General features: G+C 34.4%; 17 protein-coding genes and 2 tRNA genes. 6 read left to right on the forward strand and 13 right to left on the reverse strand.

Features of this window, described 5'->3' with window-relative positions:
* Positions 1 to 362: 362 nt before the first annotated feature.
* The 13 genes from MG290_RS08410 to MG290_RS08470 form a co-directional block, all read right to left on the reverse strand.
* Positions 363 to 704 carry a hypothetical protein gene (locus tag MG290_RS08410; protein WP_264560883.1) on the reverse strand — a complete coding sequence of 114 codons (342 nt, stop codon included), beginning with the start codon at positions 702 to 704 and terminating at the stop codon, positions 363 to 365.
* An 11-nt stretch (positions 705 to 715) separates the two neighbouring features.
* On the reverse strand, positions 716 to 1579 hold the full coding sequence (locus MG290_RS08415; protein ID WP_264563191.1) for an RHS repeat-associated core domain-containing protein: 864 nt from the start codon (positions 1577 to 1579) through the stop codon (positions 716 to 718).
* A 56-nt stretch (positions 1580 to 1635) separates the two neighbouring features.
* Positions 1636 to 2109 carry a hypothetical protein gene (locus MG290_RS08420; RefSeq protein ID WP_264560884.1) on the reverse strand — a complete coding sequence of 158 codons (474 nt, stop codon included), beginning with the start codon at positions 2107 to 2109 and terminating at the stop codon, positions 1636 to 1638.
* Positions 2106 to 3116 (reverse strand): RHS repeat-associated core domain-containing protein, encoded by a 1011-nt coding sequence (locus MG290_RS08425; protein ID WP_264560885.1) that lies wholly within the window; start codon positions 3114 to 3116, stop codon positions 2106 to 2108. The genes MG290_RS08420 and MG290_RS08425 overlap by 4 nt, the downstream gene beginning before the upstream one ends.
* A gap of 188 nt (positions 3117 to 3304) precedes the next feature.
* Positions 3305 to 4045: a hypothetical protein gene (locus MG290_RS08430; RefSeq protein ID WP_264560886.1), complete on the reverse strand. Its 741-nt coding sequence runs from the start codon at positions 4043 to 4045 to the stop codon at positions 3305 to 3307.
* A 6-nt stretch (positions 4046 to 4051) separates the two neighbouring features.
* On the reverse strand, positions 4052 to 5212 hold the full coding sequence (locus tag MG290_RS08435) for an RHS repeat-associated core domain-containing protein (protein WP_264560887.1): 1161 nt from the start codon (positions 5210 to 5212) through the stop codon (positions 4052 to 4054).
* Positions 5213 to 5950: 738 nt separating this feature from the next.
* A tRNA-Asn gene (locus MG290_RS08440) sits at positions 5951 to 6024 on the reverse strand.
* A 59-nt stretch (positions 6025 to 6083) separates the two neighbouring features.
* Positions 6084 to 6157 (reverse strand) — tRNA-Asn (locus tag MG290_RS08445).
* Between the two features lie 83 nt (positions 6158 to 6240).
* The gene (gene rseP / locus MG290_RS08450) at positions 6241 to 7596 is read right to left on the reverse strand and encodes an RIP metalloprotease RseP (RefSeq protein WP_264560888.1); all 1356 of its coding nucleotides are present in this window, start codon (positions 7594 to 7596) and stop codon (positions 6241 to 6243) included.
* Between the two features lie 78 nt (positions 7597 to 7674).
* Positions 7675 to 9594 carry a M1 family aminopeptidase gene (locus tag MG290_RS08455; RefSeq protein WP_264560889.1) on the reverse strand — a complete coding sequence of 640 codons (1920 nt, stop codon included), beginning with the start codon at positions 9592 to 9594 and terminating at the stop codon, positions 7675 to 7677.
* Between the two features lie 144 nt (positions 9595 to 9738).
* Positions 9739 to 10197, reverse strand: coding sequence for a hypothetical protein (locus tag MG290_RS08460; RefSeq protein WP_264560890.1), 459 nt, complete (start codon positions 10195 to 10197; stop codon positions 9739 to 9741).
* A 12-nt stretch (positions 10198 to 10209) separates the two neighbouring features.
* On the reverse strand, positions 10210 to 10866 hold the full coding sequence (locus MG290_RS08465) for a hypothetical protein (protein ID WP_264560891.1): 657 nt from the start codon (positions 10864 to 10866) through the stop codon (positions 10210 to 10212).
* 20 nt (positions 10867 to 10886) lie between these two features.
* Entirely contained in the window at positions 10887 to 11558 is a 672-nt protein-coding gene (locus MG290_RS08470; protein WP_264560892.1) for a hypothetical protein, read from the reverse strand.
* Positions 11559 to 11777: 219 nt separating this feature from the next.
* Here MG290_RS08470 and serS point away from each other — a divergent pair, with 219 nt between their 5' ends.
* The 6 genes from serS (at position 11778) to mgtE (ending at position 16650) form a co-directional block, all read left to right on the forward strand.
* On the forward strand, positions 11778 to 13049 hold the full coding sequence (gene serS, locus MG290_RS08475) for a serine--tRNA ligase (protein WP_264560893.1): 1272 nt from the start codon (positions 11778 to 11780) through the stop codon (positions 13047 to 13049).
* Between the two features lie 392 nt (positions 13050 to 13441).
* A complete protein-coding gene (locus MG290_RS08480) occupies positions 13442 to 13942 on the forward strand; it encodes a hypothetical protein (protein ID WP_264560894.1) in 501 nt (166 codons plus the stop codon).
* A gap of 12 nt (positions 13943 to 13954) precedes the next feature.
* The gene (locus MG290_RS08485; protein WP_264560895.1) at positions 13955 to 14116 is read left to right on the forward strand and encodes a hypothetical protein; all 162 of its coding nucleotides are present in this window, start codon (positions 13955 to 13957) and stop codon (positions 14114 to 14116) included.
* A 99-nt stretch (positions 14117 to 14215) separates the two neighbouring features.
* Entirely contained in the window at positions 14216 to 14530 is a 315-nt protein-coding gene (locus tag MG290_RS08490; RefSeq protein ID WP_257500561.1) for a DUF4286 family protein, read from the forward strand.
* Positions 14523 to 15308, forward strand: coding sequence for a 16S rRNA (adenine(1518)-N(6)/adenine(1519)-N(6))-dimethyltransferase RsmA (gene rsmA / locus MG290_RS08495; protein ID WP_264560896.1), 786 nt, complete (start codon positions 14523 to 14525; stop codon positions 15306 to 15308). Before MG290_RS08490 ends, rsmA begins: the two co-directional genes overlap by 8 nt.
* Positions 15298 to 16650: a magnesium transporter gene (gene mgtE / locus MG290_RS08500; protein WP_264560897.1), complete on the forward strand. Its 1353-nt coding sequence runs from the start codon at positions 15298 to 15300 to the stop codon at positions 16648 to 16650. The genes rsmA and mgtE overlap by 11 nt, the downstream gene beginning before the upstream one ends.
* Positions 16651 to 16717 lie beyond the last annotated feature (67 nt).

Genomic DNA, 16717 nt, shown 5'->3' on the forward strand with positions numbered 1-16717 from the left:
CCTTCACATATCCATTATTAAATGGCCCCCGCTGCCGCACGAATCCTTTCGTGTGGTCATTCTTTAAAAACCAAACATTCTGAAAACAACAATATCATCAAGCAGACCTTTTTCATCAAAATAATCTACCGCACTACTGTATCGGGAAAGCTTACTCAAAGCTTTGCCTCGTGAATCAAGATGATCTTTGTATTGATAAACGTAAAGATACGAATTTGTTCCGTTTGGTTTTACATAACCTTCAGCATGCGAGATAGCCTTATAAAACCCGAAACTATTAAATATGCAACAGCAGTAAAGTGTTTTAATAGTAAAACAGCCTCAATACGTTTGTAAAGAGGCTGTTTGTTTATAGATTACAATTAGTCTAAAATCCAATCTCCTAATCCAAGTGATTCAATTCTAAAAAGATATAAAATCAAAAATAAAACAGATATATAAATTAATAAATACTTTACTTTATAAGATATCTTTTTATCAATTAAAAAGAAAAAAATAGGCAACAAAATTAACGAAATAACTAACAAAAACCAGCTTAATATATATATAAAATAGATAAATTCAAAATTTTTAGGATCTGGACTACCATATGTAGGAAATCTACCTACAGAAAAGTAAGCTCTAAAAAAAAGAATTAAAAAAAGAACTAAATTGATTGTTGGTGCAAACGCAAAAATTTTAAAATATAACTGTATTCTTTTCATAATTATTAATATTAATGGATAAGCGTATTAAAAAGATTGTCCCAACCATAATCACCTGATTTATGCAAGCTCTTTAAAAAACTATGATTAATTTGTTGATAATCGGACTTATTTAGTGTTTTGTACATTAAATCTTGTATAATTGATTTTCTATAAGAAACTCCTTTATCTGTTGCAACTGGAGACATAAAATCAGAAACTTTAACAATAATTCCTAATTCTTTTGATGCAAATCCATCAATTCTTCCAACATAAATCTGACCTGGTTTAATCAAAATAGCTTCATTACTATTTTCAGGCTTAATGTAGTAATCATATGAACTCAAATTTTCAAAATAAAAATATGGTCCCACAAAAGCCACTCCTCTATTAGAAGAAACTTCATTTACATTTTTAACATTTTTTTTGTTTCCACCACCATTACCGTTTCCACCGCCATCACCATTTCCATCACCACCACCATTTGTTTCGTCCGGTGATAAAACGAATGCTAACATCGTTCGTACAATATCAGCAGCATTTTTATCATAGTACGTATCTACAATCTGGCCATCTTCTAATGTATAAGAGGTTACACCATCACCTGACATATTCCATAAACTATTGATAAGTGTAGTAGCATCCGCTCCACTCGGGTCGCTCCAATACACTGGGTTATTATCAAACGCACTATATGGTGAATAGTCGTGATGCACAACAGGATCTTGAACTAACCAACGCCCGATAGCGGGATCTAACTGACGAAGATCCATTTCATAAATGTTTAGTCCAAAACTGTCTTCGTACTCTTTACCGTTTAACTTATAAGCTTCTGCTTCTTCACTGCGACAACTATTGGCAATATCGTTATACCCTTGGTGCTGTAACCCAAACACCAACAATTATCTCTTTTCAAAACCGCCTCAATACGTTTGTAAAGAGGCTGTTGTTTTTAATTACCGCTGTACTCAATTGTCCAATTTAAACTATCTAAATCGTCGATATCTAAAGTGTATTTTTTGTTATAAATATTACTTGCATGTATACGCTCCCAGCCATATTTATCAACACTATCTTTTACTATAACATAAAAATGTAATTTTTTATCTTTTGCAGAATTGATATACCTTTTCCATTCTCTTGGGCGTCTTGATATCTCAGTAATGCTGTCTTTAATAATCTCACCACTCATAAATAACCCTGTTATATCAATAGAAGATAGTTCTTCACCTTTTTTTAATCGTTGCTTAATTCTATATTTTTCAATATTAAACATTTGGTCTTCTATTGTCATACTATAATAGACAGAGTTCATTGAATTATTTTCAAATATAATTTGTCTATTATCATATCCTTCACATTTAATCATTAATAATGTAATTAAAAGTAAACTTAGAGCATTGACTGTATATATTAGTTTTTTCATGGTTTATAATCTGGATGTTTTATAAATAAATTTAATAATGAATTTAAGTGTTGTTCATTAACATATTTAGGATTGACTTTATTGTCCTCTAAAAATGGTTCAGGTCTACCAAAAAAATAGTATGCAAGAGTACTACCCTGTATTTCACTCCAATGTTTTTGATGACCTTCATAATCAGTTTGCCAATAATCAACCATACTCGCTATTGCAACAAATATATATTGAAACTCACCTCCGTATTTTGCTTGTAAATAGTGTCCGTATTCATGCATTAAAAGATATCCATCATCTGTATATAATGTTCCACTCCTTCTAAACCTGTCCCAAGTACCTCTATAAATATTAAGCGCACCTAATGCATATGATGCAGCACCATAGTTTGTATCCATTATATTAACAGGCACTCCAAAAAAAGTATAAGTTCCATTATGAAAACCTATACCTTGAGGGTTAGCTCCTTTATTCTTTCCTTGACCACCATTACCATTTCCATCTCCACCACCTCCATTTGTTTCGTCCGGTGATAAAACGAATGCTAACATCGTTCGTACAATATCAGCAGCATTTTTATCATAGTACGTATCTACAACCTGTCCATCTTCTAATGTATAAGAAGTTAATCCGTTGCCTGACTTATCCCATAAACTATTGATAAGTGTAGTAGCATCCGCTCCACTCGGATCACTCCAATACACTGGGTTATTATCAAACGCACTATATGGTGAATAATCGTGGTGTTTTACCGGATCCATTACCATCCAACGCCCGATACCGGGATCTAACTGACGTAGATCCATTTCGTAAATGTTCAGCCCAAAAGCGTCCTCATACTCTTTACCGTTGTACTTATAAGCTTCTGCTTCTTCGCTGCGACAACTATTGGCAATATTGTTATACCCTTGGTGCTGTAACCCAAACGGGTAATAATTATTATCTTCCAGTATCTCTGTTGCAGGATTAATTGTTCCGTTACCGTCGCAATCTGCATAGCTTAACCTTACACTCACTGTGTTCAGGTCTCTTCGACGAAAACTTTCTCAAAGCTTTGCCTCGTGAATCAAAATGATCTTTGTATTTATAAACGTAAAGATACGAATTTGTTCCATTTGGTTTTACATAACCTTCTGCATGTGGAAAATTTCAATATTTTGTAAAACAGCCTCAATACGTTTGTAAAGAAGCTGTTGCAATTAATTCATTCTAACAATATATACCTTTTCTTGTCATATCTGTAGAATTTATTTCCTGTTTTGTTAATAATTTCTTCTATATTCAGTCGCGTATATTTAGCTAATTCAAGTTCATTTAAGACACTTCCGATTACATCGCAACTTTTATCTTCACTTATAATATATGGAATATAGTAATTATTGAATGTATATTCTATGAATAAACCCCATTTTCCATTATATTTTTGTCTTATAAGTTCCGCAATATAAATAGAAACATATTCTTTTACATTATTATTATTTTTACGCTTATTTAATCTTTCATTGATCAATTTTGAAACTTTACATAAGTATTCAGAGTTATTATCAAATACTAATTCAGTATTCAATACTTCTGATAATCTATCACGGTATAAATGAATATTAGAATTTATTTTTTCTATATTGCCTTTCTCTTTTTCCCAAAATGTTCCAATACCTTTTACAGGATATTTTTTTGAAGCTATCATTTCTTCCATAGATTTAACATCTAAAAAAAATATTCCTTCATCACCTCCTAAAATGGGAGGAGCCATAAGTGCGGTGCCATCTTTAAAAATTGTTACAAAACAAGAATTATAATTATTTATATATGTACTAGTAACTAATGAATGTTTTTCTCTCAAAATATTATTTATTTTTTCGCGAGAAATCACTTGATATGACAATCCTTGTGCGCTCATATTAATCTGAATAAAAAATAGTAAAAAAATTAAAAAAAATTTCATGTTGTATTATTTTAATGGTACTGGTGGTGTAGTATAATTAAATGGAATTGTTACGCCATTTTGGCTAGAAAGTTGAAACTGGATCATCATTTGTGAACCATTCATCATATACTGTGCTGTATATTGATATAGAATAATATTATTTGATGCTGCCAATGCATTTACACTTGTTGGAATAGAAACTCCCGTTGTCGTAACTAACGTTAATGATGCTGCGCTCGCTTTCGAATAGCCCCAACTTCTATAGGCTGCTGGTACAAACGATGCTAAATTAGTTATATGACCTTTTATTTGACTACTACTTGTCGAATTATATATTGTTCCATTCATTGCCTTTACTTCAAACCAAGCTGCATTTGGCACAACTATATCACTTAGAAACCATCTTTTTATTATTCCATCAGAAACTCCATCAGGAACAGTTGTTCTACTTCCGCCTTTCATTTTATTTTTATTAGCTCTATAATTATCTATAGCTCCAATTAATTGATATGAACTATGCCAAGCATTTTCGAATAAAGCACCTGTAAACTGTTCCAGCATTCCTCCTGAGCAATTACACAGTTTCTGTGCATAATTTCTCAAAGTTGATTTATCTAGTTTTTGCCATCCACCACCACCATTACCGTTTCCACCGCCATCACCATTTCCATCACCACCACCACCATTAGTTTCATCCGGTGATAAAACGAATGCTAACATCGTTCGTACAATATCAGCAGCATTTTTATCATAGTACGTATCTACAATCTGTCCATCTTCTAATGTATAAGAAGTTAATCCGTTGCCTGACTTATCCCATAAACTATTGATAAGTGTAGTAGCATCCGCTCCACTCGGGTCGCTCCAATACACTGGGTTATTATCAAACGCACTATATGGTGAATAATCGTGGTGTGTTACCGGATCCATTACCATCCAACGTCCAATATCTGGCATATAAAACCTTGCTCCATACTCATAAACATTCACTCCTAAATCTTCATTAAGTTCCTTGCCATTATACTTATACTTCTCTGCTGATTCACTGCGGTTACTGTTTACAACTTCGTTATAACCTTTGTGCTTTAACCCAAACGGGTAATAATTATTATCTTCCAGTATCTCTGTTGCAGGATTAATTGTTCCGTTACCGTCGCAATCTGCATAGCTTAACCTTACACTCACTACGTTCGGGTATCTTTCACAAAAGCTTTCTCAAAGCTTTGTCTCGTGAATCCAAATGGTCTTAGTAAATATAGTGATAAACATAATTACCAGCATTGTTTTTAACATATCCCTCTGCATGCGGAAAGATTTGTAACGTTTTTTATAAAACAGCCTCAATACGTTTGTAAAGAGGCTGTTTGGTTTTTATTACTTACCACACGAAAGATTCGTGCGGCAGCGTGGGAATCAAGATGATCTTTGTATTGATAAACGTAAAGATACGAATTTGTTCCGTTTGGTTTTACATAACCTTCAGCATGCGAGATAGCCTTATAAAACCCGAAACTATTAAATGTGCAACAGCAGTAAAGTGTTTTAATAGTAAAACAGCCTCAATACGTTTGTAAAGAGGCTGTTTGGTTTTTATTACTTACCACACGAAAGATTCGTGCGGCAGCGTGGGGACACATTCCTCGCATATTCATTTTAGCTTTACTTAAAACGAATAAGATTTTTACCTAATTGAAGTTCATAATCAATATTTTATAATATTAAAAAATTGACGTAACTATTTGATTTCCACAGGACACCTGACACATTTTGGGACACCTAGTTTTTAAAAACTCTTCAACCGAACTTTACACCTTTTACTTTTAAACTACCTTAGTATTTTCTGTAATAAAAGTTGACATACCCAGTAAAACTGTTTTAAACAACAAAAAAGCCTCACATTCCTGTAAGGCTTTTTGTATATTGCTCCCCCTCTTGGGCTCGAACCAAGGACCCTCTGATTAACAGTCAGATGCTCTAACCAACTGAGCTAAGGAGGAAACTTAAATTTTAAGTTTCTATTTTGCAATAAAAAGAAGTGTTGCTTTTTGCAACTTTGCTCCCCCTCTTGGGCTCGAACCAAGGACCCTCTGATTAACAGTCAGATGCTCTAACCAACTGAGCTAAGGAGGAAGGTGTGTTACCTTTATTGCGTTGCAAATATAGAACGATTTTTCGTTTCTACAAACATCTTTTTAAAAAAAATAGTATTTTTTTTACTTGCTTGTTATGGCTTTAAAAATGTCGTTTCCGTTTGCAAACAACAGCAAAGCAATAAGTATAACAAAACCAACTGTTTGTGCATATTCTAGGAATTTATCGCTTGGTTTTCTGCCCGAAATCATTTCGTATAATAAAAACAATACATGCCCACCATCTAATGCCGGAATTGGCAATAAATTCATTACACCTAGCATTATGGAAAGAAATGCGGTGATGCTCCAGAAGTATTCCCAACTCCATGTGTTTGGAAAAACATCATAAATTGCTTTAAAACCTCCTACTCCTTTATAAGCACCGGTATCAGGGTTCACAATCATTTTTAACTGCTTACCGTAACTTACTAATTTGTCTTTTCCTTTTTCTAAACCTATGGGAATTGATTCCAATAAACTGTAATGATCTGTATTTAATTTATAAAGCCCCAATTTTTCAGCATTTTCTAAACTAATCATTGGTGCATAGGCAATGTTTAGTTCACTGTTTGCGTTCACTTTCAACTGAATGGTTTCAGGTTTTTCGTTTCTTAATATTGTTGCTGGAATTGTTTGGTTTTTATACTTACTTAAAATGGGCTTTACTTGATCGGCAAATTTTATTTCTTCGCCATTAATACTTGTTATGAAATCTTTTGGTTTTAAAACCGCTTCATTTATAGAACCCTCTTCAACTGCTGACACAATAAAAGGAACCCTTGGCAATACAAAGCCTTTTTCTTGTTCAGATTTATTTTTTATCATTTGGTTGATAAAATCAACTGGCAGCACAATTTCTTTTTCTTGCCCGTTTCGTTCTACTAGGATTTTCTTTGCTGTGGTTAACTTTTCATTTACTTCGTTAAAACGGTCAAATCGCTCTCCATCAATAGAAATGATTTTGTCTCCAGAAACCATTCCTGCCTTTAATAATGGATTTGAAACTACCCATACGCCATCTTTTAAATCCTCATTTGCAATATATTTATCGCCATAGAACCATGTCATTCCAATGTAAATCACAAATGCCAATATAAAGTTTACGGTTACACCACCCAACATGATTATTAAACGTTGCCATGCGGGTTTGGAACGGAATTCCCATGGTTGTGGTTCTTGTTTTAGTTGGTCAGTATCCATGCTTTCGTCAATCATACCTGCAATTTTCACATAACCGCCCAAGGGCAACCAGCCAATTCCATAAACGGTTTCGCCTATTTTCTTTTTGAATAATGAAAATTTCACATCGAAGAACAGGTAGAACTTTTCTACTCGGGTTTTAAATAATTTTGCCGGAATAAAATGTCCCAGCTCATGCAATACAATTAATAATGATAAACTCAATAAAAACTGTGATAACTTAACTAATATGTCCATTAATTATAATACTTTTCTATTTTTTGATGCACAAATGTAAGCTTTTCGCTGTAGTATTTTGCACACATTTGGTTCATTTTAATTTTTTATAATTTTTTTATGATAGGTTTTTTCGGGTGTTTGAATTTCTAATAGATAAGTACCGCTTGCCAATTGCTCGGACGGATAGGGATTGCTGATGTTTTTTGCTACCAATTTTCCGTTTATCGAATAAATATTCATCGATAAAACCGTTATATCTTCGGGAATGGCTACTTCAAATGATGTTTTTGATGGATTGGGATACACTATTATTTCAGTTGGCTGTGGGGTTTCGGCAGTAGTTAACCGCACGGTATTGTCTTTTGAAACAATATCATTGAACGGATTGAATGTAACCAAATCAATCATGCCTACGCCGGTATCTACAATAAACTGTTGGTTGTTTTGTGTGTGTTGCAGCACTACTGTTTCGGTTGCGCCATTGTTGCCTGTGAATTGCAGGGTTACGGGCATTTCATAAAAAGGAACGCTTGCATGTGATGTGGTTTGGTTTAATGTGATCTTGGTTTGTGTAGTTGATAATCGTTCGGCATCTATTTGATACGAAGGATAGCCCTGACCATAAATCCAATCGTTAAAAAACTCCGTAAGATCTTTGCCTGAAACCGCCTCTAGATGTTGTTGCACTTGGGTGGTAACCGCATAATTATAGGCAATTGCAGGATCGTTCAAGAAATTGCGCATTCCTTGATAAAAATCTTCATCGCCCAACACATAGCGCAACATGTGAACCACCATAGATCCTTTATTGTAGGTTAAACGGCTGCTGAAAATTCGGTTGGCATCTAAAGCTTGGTTGTTGGTTAAATACACATTTCCTTCGGGAGATGATGTGATACTGTTTATTTTATTGCCTTTCCAATTGGTGAATGCGTTGGAACCGTCTAGTTCTTCTACAACCAAACCTGCCATGTATTCTGCAAAACCTTCGTTGATCCAAATATCATTCCAACTGCCACACGTTACTTTGTTTCCAAACCAATGGTGGGCCAATTCGTGGGCAATTAATCCACGCGAAAATCCCCCCATAAAAGAAACAGTGGTGTGTTCCATTCCTCCGCCCCAACTAAACTCTGCATGACCGTATTTTTCCGTATGAAAAGGGTATGTTCCGAACAACCGCTCAAACAAATTCATAATAGGAATTGTAACTGCCAATTGGCTCACACTTGTTGAATAATTCTCTGGATACAAGTAGTTTACCACCGGAAACGTATTGGGTGCTGTGCCTGCAGATTGATTATAAATTTGATAATCGGTTACTGCGATTGCCACCAAATAGGCCGGAATGGGGTAATTGTGTTTAAAATGCGTGGTTTTGGTGCCGTTGGTATTGCTAACTTGCGACTGCTCTACCCCGTTTGTCACTGCTACCATGGCTTCTGGAGCGGTGATATACACATCAATTGAATCTACTTTATCGTTTAGTGATTGTTTGCAAGGCCACCAGTCTTTTGCACCAAAAGGTTCAGAAAGCGTCCAAATAATGGGTGTGTTGTTGTGGTAGCTCTGCGTGAAAGCTTCGTTGTTAGTTGGCGGTACACCTTCGTAAGTTATTTTTACTTCTCCTTGTGTGCCAGCCGCAACGGTTTGTGGCAATTGAATCACCAATTCATTGTTTGCTTGGCTAAAAGCAGCTGTTTGCGTGCCTTGCGTTACCGCACTCACCGTAAGCGCATGGCTTAAATCGAACACAATGGTTTGTAAATTTTGGTTTGCCACAAACTGGGTGGTTACCGTTCCACTAATGTAGTATTGTGTGGGATCTACAGTAAATGCTAATGTATGATGTTTTACATCGTAGTTAAACGTATTGGGATTTTGTTTGAAAGCCAAACGTTTTTCTGCTGCTTGTTTTTCATACAAACGGTATTCGTCTTGCGTATTTGCTGCTATTTGAGCCACCGCAGACATGGTAAACAAACCAAATGCCAAAACAAAAAATGCTCTTTTCATAAAGATACTAATTTGCGTAAAAATACTATTATTTATTTGAAGTTAAACCGTTGATTAATTGTTTAACTCTTTATGCATTTAATTCTTTAATCGTTTATTTGGATATAACTAAAAAAGCGACTCATAACTGAATCGCTTTTATTACTAACTTAATCCGTTTGCTGACCAAACCTTTATGCATTTAAGCAAAACTTCTTTGTCGTAAACAGCCCTAAAATTATCTAAACCATATTTATCAATAAATTCAAACATTAATTTGTTTAATTCGTTATCTTTTTTCCTAATATCTTTATTTTCTTTTGATACTTTTGTGTAAAGCACTTTAGCTTCTTCAACTGTATTAAATTTTGTTAATGATAAATTATTAGTTATCCATTTATCAAAATCAACATAAAGTCCAGGTTCAAATTCTTTAGGAAGTTTTTCTATCAACTCATTACTTTCTTTTTTAAAAGTTATGTATGTACCTGAAGTGTAAAAGTCAATAGATTCTTTACAAAATTCTTTAAATTTGTCGTCTTTCAAAATAGGCTGCTCACCATTTTGAGAGTAAATAGCTACCGACGTTAGCATAAAAACTACTATTAAAACATATTTTTTCATTTTATATTATTTTTAAATTCCCATACAATCTCTGTATTTTGCAGCACATCTGCTTATTCTTCTCTCGTAATATAAATCTGCAACTTGAACATAAACATTTCCGCCTTCTTTCATCAATAATGCTTTTGATAAGTCTTCTATATAGTAACCAAAAGCCCGATCTTCACAGTCTGTTAATTGTTTATCACAATCATCACTTGTTGTTATATTATTATTTCCTAACCATTTTACAAAATAGGGAAGTAAAATTGATGAATCTTTTATTTTTATAAAATTAAATAATTCGGAATGATTATTTAATCTTATTTGGGTATAATTTTTCATAGCATTCCATTGGGCTTTTGCTACTTCTACACTTCCAAATTCAGTTTGCTCAATATTTGAATCTATCCAAGAAAAAAACTCTTGTTCTGTTGTAAAATTAAATTCTGTAACATCAATTTTTAAATTAACAACAAACTGATTTACAAGAATTTGATATTCGGTAAATTCAGCTGAATTCACATAATTGTAAAACAATTGGTCGATTTCGTTAGAGATTTGAACATTTGTTCTTTCTTGAGTTGAATTTACCTGCTCTGTTTGTTTATCCGAGTTGATACTTTCCGCATCATTGTCGCAACTCATCACGAAAATTGAAGCGATACATAGTAAAAAAAGTTTTTTCATAATTTTCTATTTTTTTAAATTTATTTTTTTGCTTCACACAATTTATAAGTATCCTTACATCCTTTCATATCGCTTTTATATTTATCTTCGGCTACAGTTGCCGCCGCATCTTTCTCTTCTGGTGATGCATCAGATAATTTCAAAGTTTTAATTGCTGTAGTATATGAATTATGCGCTGTAGTTTTACAACTTTTATAATCTTTTGCACAATCAGTTTCGGAATTTGTGGTATTTTCATTCAAAAACCATTTATCAAAACGAGCGGTTACTTCAAGAACTGGTGCATTTTCTATATATAAATAAAGTTCTCTAAACTCATTATATTTAGCCCTTTTTAAATTAAGCAAACTATTTAATTCACTAAGCGCCATTTCAGAGTTTTGAAATTGTGTTAATGAAATATTCTGATTAATCCATAATATCAATTCTCCTTTAGTTTCAATGTCAGAATAATCACCTGAATAATTTAGCTTTTCAAAAAACTCATCATGAGCAACATTTGAGTTAATAAATTCATCGGAATTTATATAATTGTAAAACAATTGATCAATATCATCATCTATTGTTGGTATCCCAGGTCGAGACTGAACATTGGATGATTCGTTAACATTTAATGATTCATTCTTAATATCAGAATCATTAGAACAAGATAGCACAAAAGCTATGCTACAAAACATTAAAATCTTCTTCATATTAAATTAAATTCTTTTTTAAATTTTACTATCCCTAAAATTAATAATTATATATATATATATATTTAACTTTTCTTTAACATTCACTAAAAAGACAACATTTCTTTTTAAATTATATACCTTTAAAATAGAACATCTTTCAATCCATAATAATTAACTACACCATTCCAATTTCCCAAAGAATTTATGTAAATTTGCCTTTTAACAATTTTTTTACTTATGTTACAGATAGCTTATATTAGAGAAAATCAGGAGAAAGTGGTGAAAGCCCTTGCAAAAAGAAATCTTGATGCTGCTGAAATGATTCAAAATGCAATCAACCTTGATGAGGAAAGAAGATCTACCCAGGTTGAACTAGACAACATCTTGGCCGAATCGAACAAGCTATCCAAAGAAATTGGCGATTTAATGCGCAATGGCGAAAAATCTAAAGCCGAAATCTTAAAGGAAAAAACCGCACAGCTAAAAGATAAAACTGCCGATTTAAAAGAGCGTTTGCAAACGGTAACAAACGATTTAACCAATCAATTGTACCAAATACCCAACACGCCAACCGATATAGTACCTGAAGGCAAAACACCTGAAGACAACTTAACCGTTTTTGAACAAGGCGAAATTCCGGTTTTGGCAGAAGGAGCTTTACCGCATTGGGAATTGGCAAAAAAATACGACATCATAGATTTTGAATTGGGTGCAAAAATTACAGGTGCAGGTTTTCCGGTTTACAAAGGAAAAGGTGCCAAATTGCAACGCGCCTTAATCAGTTATTTTTTAGATAAAAATACCGAAGCAGGTTACAACGAAGTGCAAGTGCCGCATTTAATTAACGAGGCGTCTGGTTTTGGAACGGGGCAATTGCCCGATAAAGAAGGACAAATGTATCATGCCGTTGCCGACGATTTGTATTTGATTCCAACTGCCGAAGTGCCTGTTACAAACCTTTACCGCGATGTGATTTTAAACGAAAACGAATTGCCTATTTGCAACACGGCATACACGCCTTGTTTCCGCAGAGAAGCCGGAAGTTATGGTGCACACGTGCGTGGATTAAACCGTTTACACCAGTTTGATAAGGTAGAAATTGTGCGTATTGAACATCCTGAAAAATCGTATGAAGCGTTAGACGGAATGGTGGAACACGTAAAAGAAATTTTAAACGAATTAAAATTACCATACCGCATTTTGCGTTTGTGCGGGGGCGATATGGGCTTTACATCGGCCTTAACGTATGATTTCGAAGTGTTTTCAACCGCACAAGATCGTTGGTTGGAAATTTCATCGGTATCAAATTTTGAAACCTTTCAGGCGAACCGTTTAAAATTGCGCTTTAAAGGCAAAGACGGAAAAACACAGTTGGCACACACTCTAAACGGTTCATCGCTGGCATTACCACGTGTTTTGGCAGGAATTTTAGAGAATTACCAAACACCCGAAGGCATTGCAATACCCGATGTGCTAAAACCTTACTGCGGATTCGATAAAATTGACTAATTAGCTACAAAATAAATATCCGTTTAAGAGTACTTTCTTAAACGGATATTTTTGTTTTAAAGGATTTTGATAAGTTTGAATCTCTAATAATTACGTTACCAAAATGAAAACACTAAAAGCAATTTTATTAATAATTCCACTAGTATTATTGTGCATTTCCTGTAAAAGTTCTTATACAAGAATTGGAGACAAAAACGCAAACTACATACCTTATTATTTAAAAGTTTATGAAGCAGACAGCTTGTTTATAGTATGACGATGTTCTGATAATGAATAACGACGATTTAAAAACTTCATTTGCATAGCTTGGTATTTCAGATGCTGATTATACACAGTTAAGAAATCAATATTTAAATAGTCTTGACTTGGAGTTAAGGCGAGAGATAATTACAATGAAAAAACAGGATCAAAAATACAGAATCGGAGGAAGAAGCAACGAGGATGTCCAAAATCAAAATAAAATTGATTCTGTGAATACATTAAAAATGATAGCTATTTTTGATAAGATTGGATTTCCAAATAAAAATGTAATAGGAGGGTTTAATATTGACAACACACCTGTAAATTGCAGTGCGATTTTACTCCATACCAAAGATTCTATAAGGTTGAATTATTTTGCTCCTAAGATAAAAGAGTTTATTAGTAAAGGAACAGCTTCTCCTATACTGTACGGAACTCTCATTGACCAATATTTTATATACAAAAATCAAGAACAATATTATGGAACTTACAAAAATAGCCCTATAACCAGCATAACAGCTAATGAGTTGAATAAAAGGAGAAAAGAGATAGGTTTGCCTAATTATGGTTATGAAGATTGGAGAACAGAGCAACTAATATCTCCTGAATTATACAAATTAATGAAAGAACAATTAAAAATAAATAATAATTAAAAACTAGAAATTATGAAGTTAGAAAAATTTAAAAAGGAAAATATTGCCGATAAAAATATATTGTCAGCAATTAAAAGTGGTGCGAGTGGCATACGTGCCAACTTTGAAATGACAGCATATCAACAATTTTATGAGTCAACTTGCGATGAATGGCAATGTATGGAATGCAATTAAAATTCTCCCTTTCCAAACAACCAATAACCACTTCAAAAAAACGCCACTCAGAGTAAATATAGTTTTTTGTACCTTTGCCAATAAGTTATACAACAAACCATGATTATTTACAACGTTACTATAAATATAGACGAATCGGTTCACGACCAATGGCTGAACTGGATGCAAACCAAACACATACAAGATATGCTGAACACCGGTTGTTTTAAATCGGCACGTTTGGTGAAGGTTTTGGTTGATGAAGACATGGGCGGCGTGACCTATTCCGTGCAATATCTCGCTGAAACCAAAGAAGCATTAGCCGATTACAAGGAAAACCATGCGCCGCATTTACGCAATGAAGGATTGCAACTTTTTGCCGATAAAATGCTTGCTTTTCGTACCGATCTTGAAATAATCAGCGAACATGAGTAGTGCGGATAACGTTCGGGCAAAGAAACATTTAGGACAACATTTTTTAAACGACGAAAGTGTAGCAAAAAATATTGCCAATGCTTTAACGCTAAACGGATACACAAAAATACTCGAAATTGGTCCCGGAATGGGCGTATTAACAAAGTATTTGTTAGAAAAACCTGTGGAAACTTTTGTGGTTGAAATTGATACCGAATCGGTGGTTTATCTGGAAAAACATTATCCAAAATTACACGGACATATCATTGGCGAAGACTTTTTAAAATACAATTTAAAGAAAGTTTTTAATGAAGATCCGTTTGCCATCATCGGAAATTTTCCTTACAATATTTCCACTCAAATTGTTTTTAGGGTTTTAGAAATGCGCGATCAAATACCGGAATTTGCTGGAATGTTTCAAAAGGAAGTTGCTGAGCGTATTTGTGAGAAAAAAGGCAGCAAAACCTACGGAATATTGTCGGTTTTGGCACAAGCGTTTTACGACACCGAATATCTCTTTACCGTATCGGAACATGTTTTCACACCGCCGCCAAAAGTAAAATCGGGCGTAATGCGCATGATTCGCAAAGAAAATTACAGCTTGCCGTGTAGCGAAAAACTGTTTTTCACAGTGGTAAAATCGGCGTTTAACCAACGCAGAAAAACCTTGCGAAACAGTTTAAAAAGTTTTATATCAGAAGAAATAAAAAACGATGAAGTTTTTAACCTTCGTCCAGAACAATTAAGTGTAGAAGCATTTATTGCACTCACTCAAAAAATAGAAGCGTATGGAATTTAAAATCAGTAAAGAATTTATCCAAGAAATTGAAAGCTTAATCGCCGAAAAAAACGTACGCGAAGTACTTCGCCGTATCGAGGATATTCACTTTGCTGATGTTGCAGAGCTCATCAACGAATTAGACGGCGAAGATGCTGGCTATCTTTTCCGTATTATTGAATCGGATGTGAGTTCTGAAATTCTATTAGAGCTTGATGAGGAAGTTCGTGAAAAAATCTTAAACAACCTTTCTGCTAAAGAAATTGCCGAAGAGCTCGACGAGATGGATACCGATGACGCGGTGGATATCATTTCCGAACTTTCGGAAGAGATGAAAGACGAGGTAATTTCTGAATTGGAAGATTTTGAACATGCCAAAGACATTGTAGAGCTTTTGCGCTACGACGATGATACCGCGGGTGGATTAATGGCGAAAGAATACATCCAAGCAAATGAAAATTGGAATGTGTTGACCTGTATTCAGGAAATTCGCAAACAAGCAGAAAACGTTTCGCGTGTACACTCTATTTATGTGGTTGATGATGAAGACCGATTAAAAGGTCGTTTGTCTTTGAAAGATTTAATTACCTCATCTACCACCACACAAATCAAAGATATTTACATACCAAAGGTTGATTTTGTAAAGGTGGATACCGAAGACACCGAAGTTGCCCGCATCATGCAGAAGTACGATTTAGAAGCAATTCCGGTTGTTGATGAAACCGGACGTTTAGTGGGGCGTATTACCATTGACGATATTGTGGATGTGATTAAAGAAGAAGCCGACCGTGACTACCAAATGGCGGCAGGTATCTCGCAAGACGTTGAAGCCGATGACAGCATTTGGGAATTAACAAAAGCACGTTTGCCTTGGTTGCTTCTGGCATTGATCGGAAGTTTTATTGCCGTTAATGTTGCCCAAAGTTTTAGCGATGCCATGGACAGATACCAAACTTTGTTTTTCTTTACCCCTTTGGTTGCCGCAATGGCAGGAAACGTGGGGGTACAATCATCGGCAATTGTGGTGCAGGGTTTGGCAAACAACAGCTTGTCGGGTTCACTGTGGAAACGCTTGGGCAAGGAAATGCTTTTGGCGATGCTAAACAGTACCATTTTGGCTGTTTTACTATTGTTGGCAACGCATTTTATCATGGGAACCACTTATGAAATATCGTCAACCATTGTATTGGCATTGGTAACCGTTATGATACTTGCCAGTTTAATTGGTACGTTTATCCCGATAATGCTTGATAAAAACGGTATTGATCCTGCTATTGCAACCGGTCCGTTTATTACCACAAGCAACGATATTTTTGGTATTTTGATTTACTTTACCATTGCAAAAATGATTTTAGGGTTTTAGTTTGTTTTTTTCTAAACTAAAACCTCACAGGTTTTAAAAACCTGTGAGGTTTGAAATCAAAAAATTT

The organism is Flavobacterium sp. CBA20B-1 (assembly GCF_028473145.1).
In the GTDB taxonomy this organism is placed as follows: domain Bacteria; phylum Bacteroidota; class Bacteroidia; order Flavobacteriales; family Flavobacteriaceae; genus Flavobacterium.

What these genes read in the sequence shown, in the direction of transcription:
- MG290_RS08410 (WP_264560883.1), bottom strand. Translation starts at nt 704, where the DNA reads ATGAAAAGAATACAGTTATATTTTAAAATTTTTGCGTTTGCACCAACA.
- MG290_RS08420 (WP_264560884.1), bottom strand. Translation starts at nt 2,109, where the DNA reads ATGAAAAAACTAATATATACAGTCAATGCTCTAAGTTTACTTTTAATT.
- MG290_RS08430 (WP_264560886.1), bottom strand. Translation starts at nt 4,045, where the DNA reads ATGAAATTTTTTTTAATTTTTTTACTATTTTTTATTCAGATTAATATG.
- rseP (WP_264560888.1), bottom strand. Translation starts at nt 7,596, where the DNA reads ATGGACATATTAGTTAAGTTATCACAGTTTTTATTGAGTTTATCATTA.
- MG290_RS08455 (WP_264560889.1), bottom strand. Translation starts at nt 9,594, where the DNA reads ATGAAAAGAGCATTTTTTGTTTTGGCATTTGGTTTGTTTACCATGTCT.
- MG290_RS08460 (WP_264560890.1), bottom strand. Translation starts at nt 10,197, where the DNA reads ATGAAAAAATATGTTTTAATAGTAGTTTTTATGCTAACGTCGGTAGCT.
- MG290_RS08465 (WP_264560891.1), bottom strand. Translation starts at nt 10,866, where the DNA reads ATGAAAAAACTTTTTTTACTATGTATCGCTTCAATTTTCGTGATGAGT.
- MG290_RS08470 (WP_264560892.1), bottom strand. Translation starts at nt 11,558, where the DNA reads ATGAAGAAGATTTTAATGTTTTGTAGCATAGCTTTTGTGCTATCTTGT.
- serS (WP_264560893.1), top strand. Translation starts at nt 11,778, where the DNA reads ATGTTACAGATAGCTTATATTAGAGAAAATCAGGAGAAAGTGGTGAAA.
- MG290_RS08480 (WP_264560894.1), top strand. Translation starts at nt 13,442, where the DNA reads ATGAAAAAACAGGATCAAAAATACAGAATCGGAGGAAGAAGCAACGAG.
- MG290_RS08485 (WP_264560895.1), top strand. Translation starts at nt 13,955, where the DNA reads ATGAAGTTAGAAAAATTTAAAAAGGAAAATATTGCCGATAAAAATATA.
- MG290_RS08490 (WP_257500561.1), top strand. Translation starts at nt 14,216, where the DNA reads ATGATTATTTACAACGTTACTATAAATATAGACGAATCGGTTCACGAC.
- rsmA (WP_264560896.1), top strand. Translation starts at nt 14,523, where the DNA reads ATGAGTAGTGCGGATAACGTTCGGGCAAAGAAACATTTAGGACAACAT.
- mgtE (WP_264560897.1), top strand. Translation starts at nt 15,298, where the DNA reads ATGGAATTTAAAATCAGTAAAGAATTTATCCAAGAAATTGAAAGCTTA.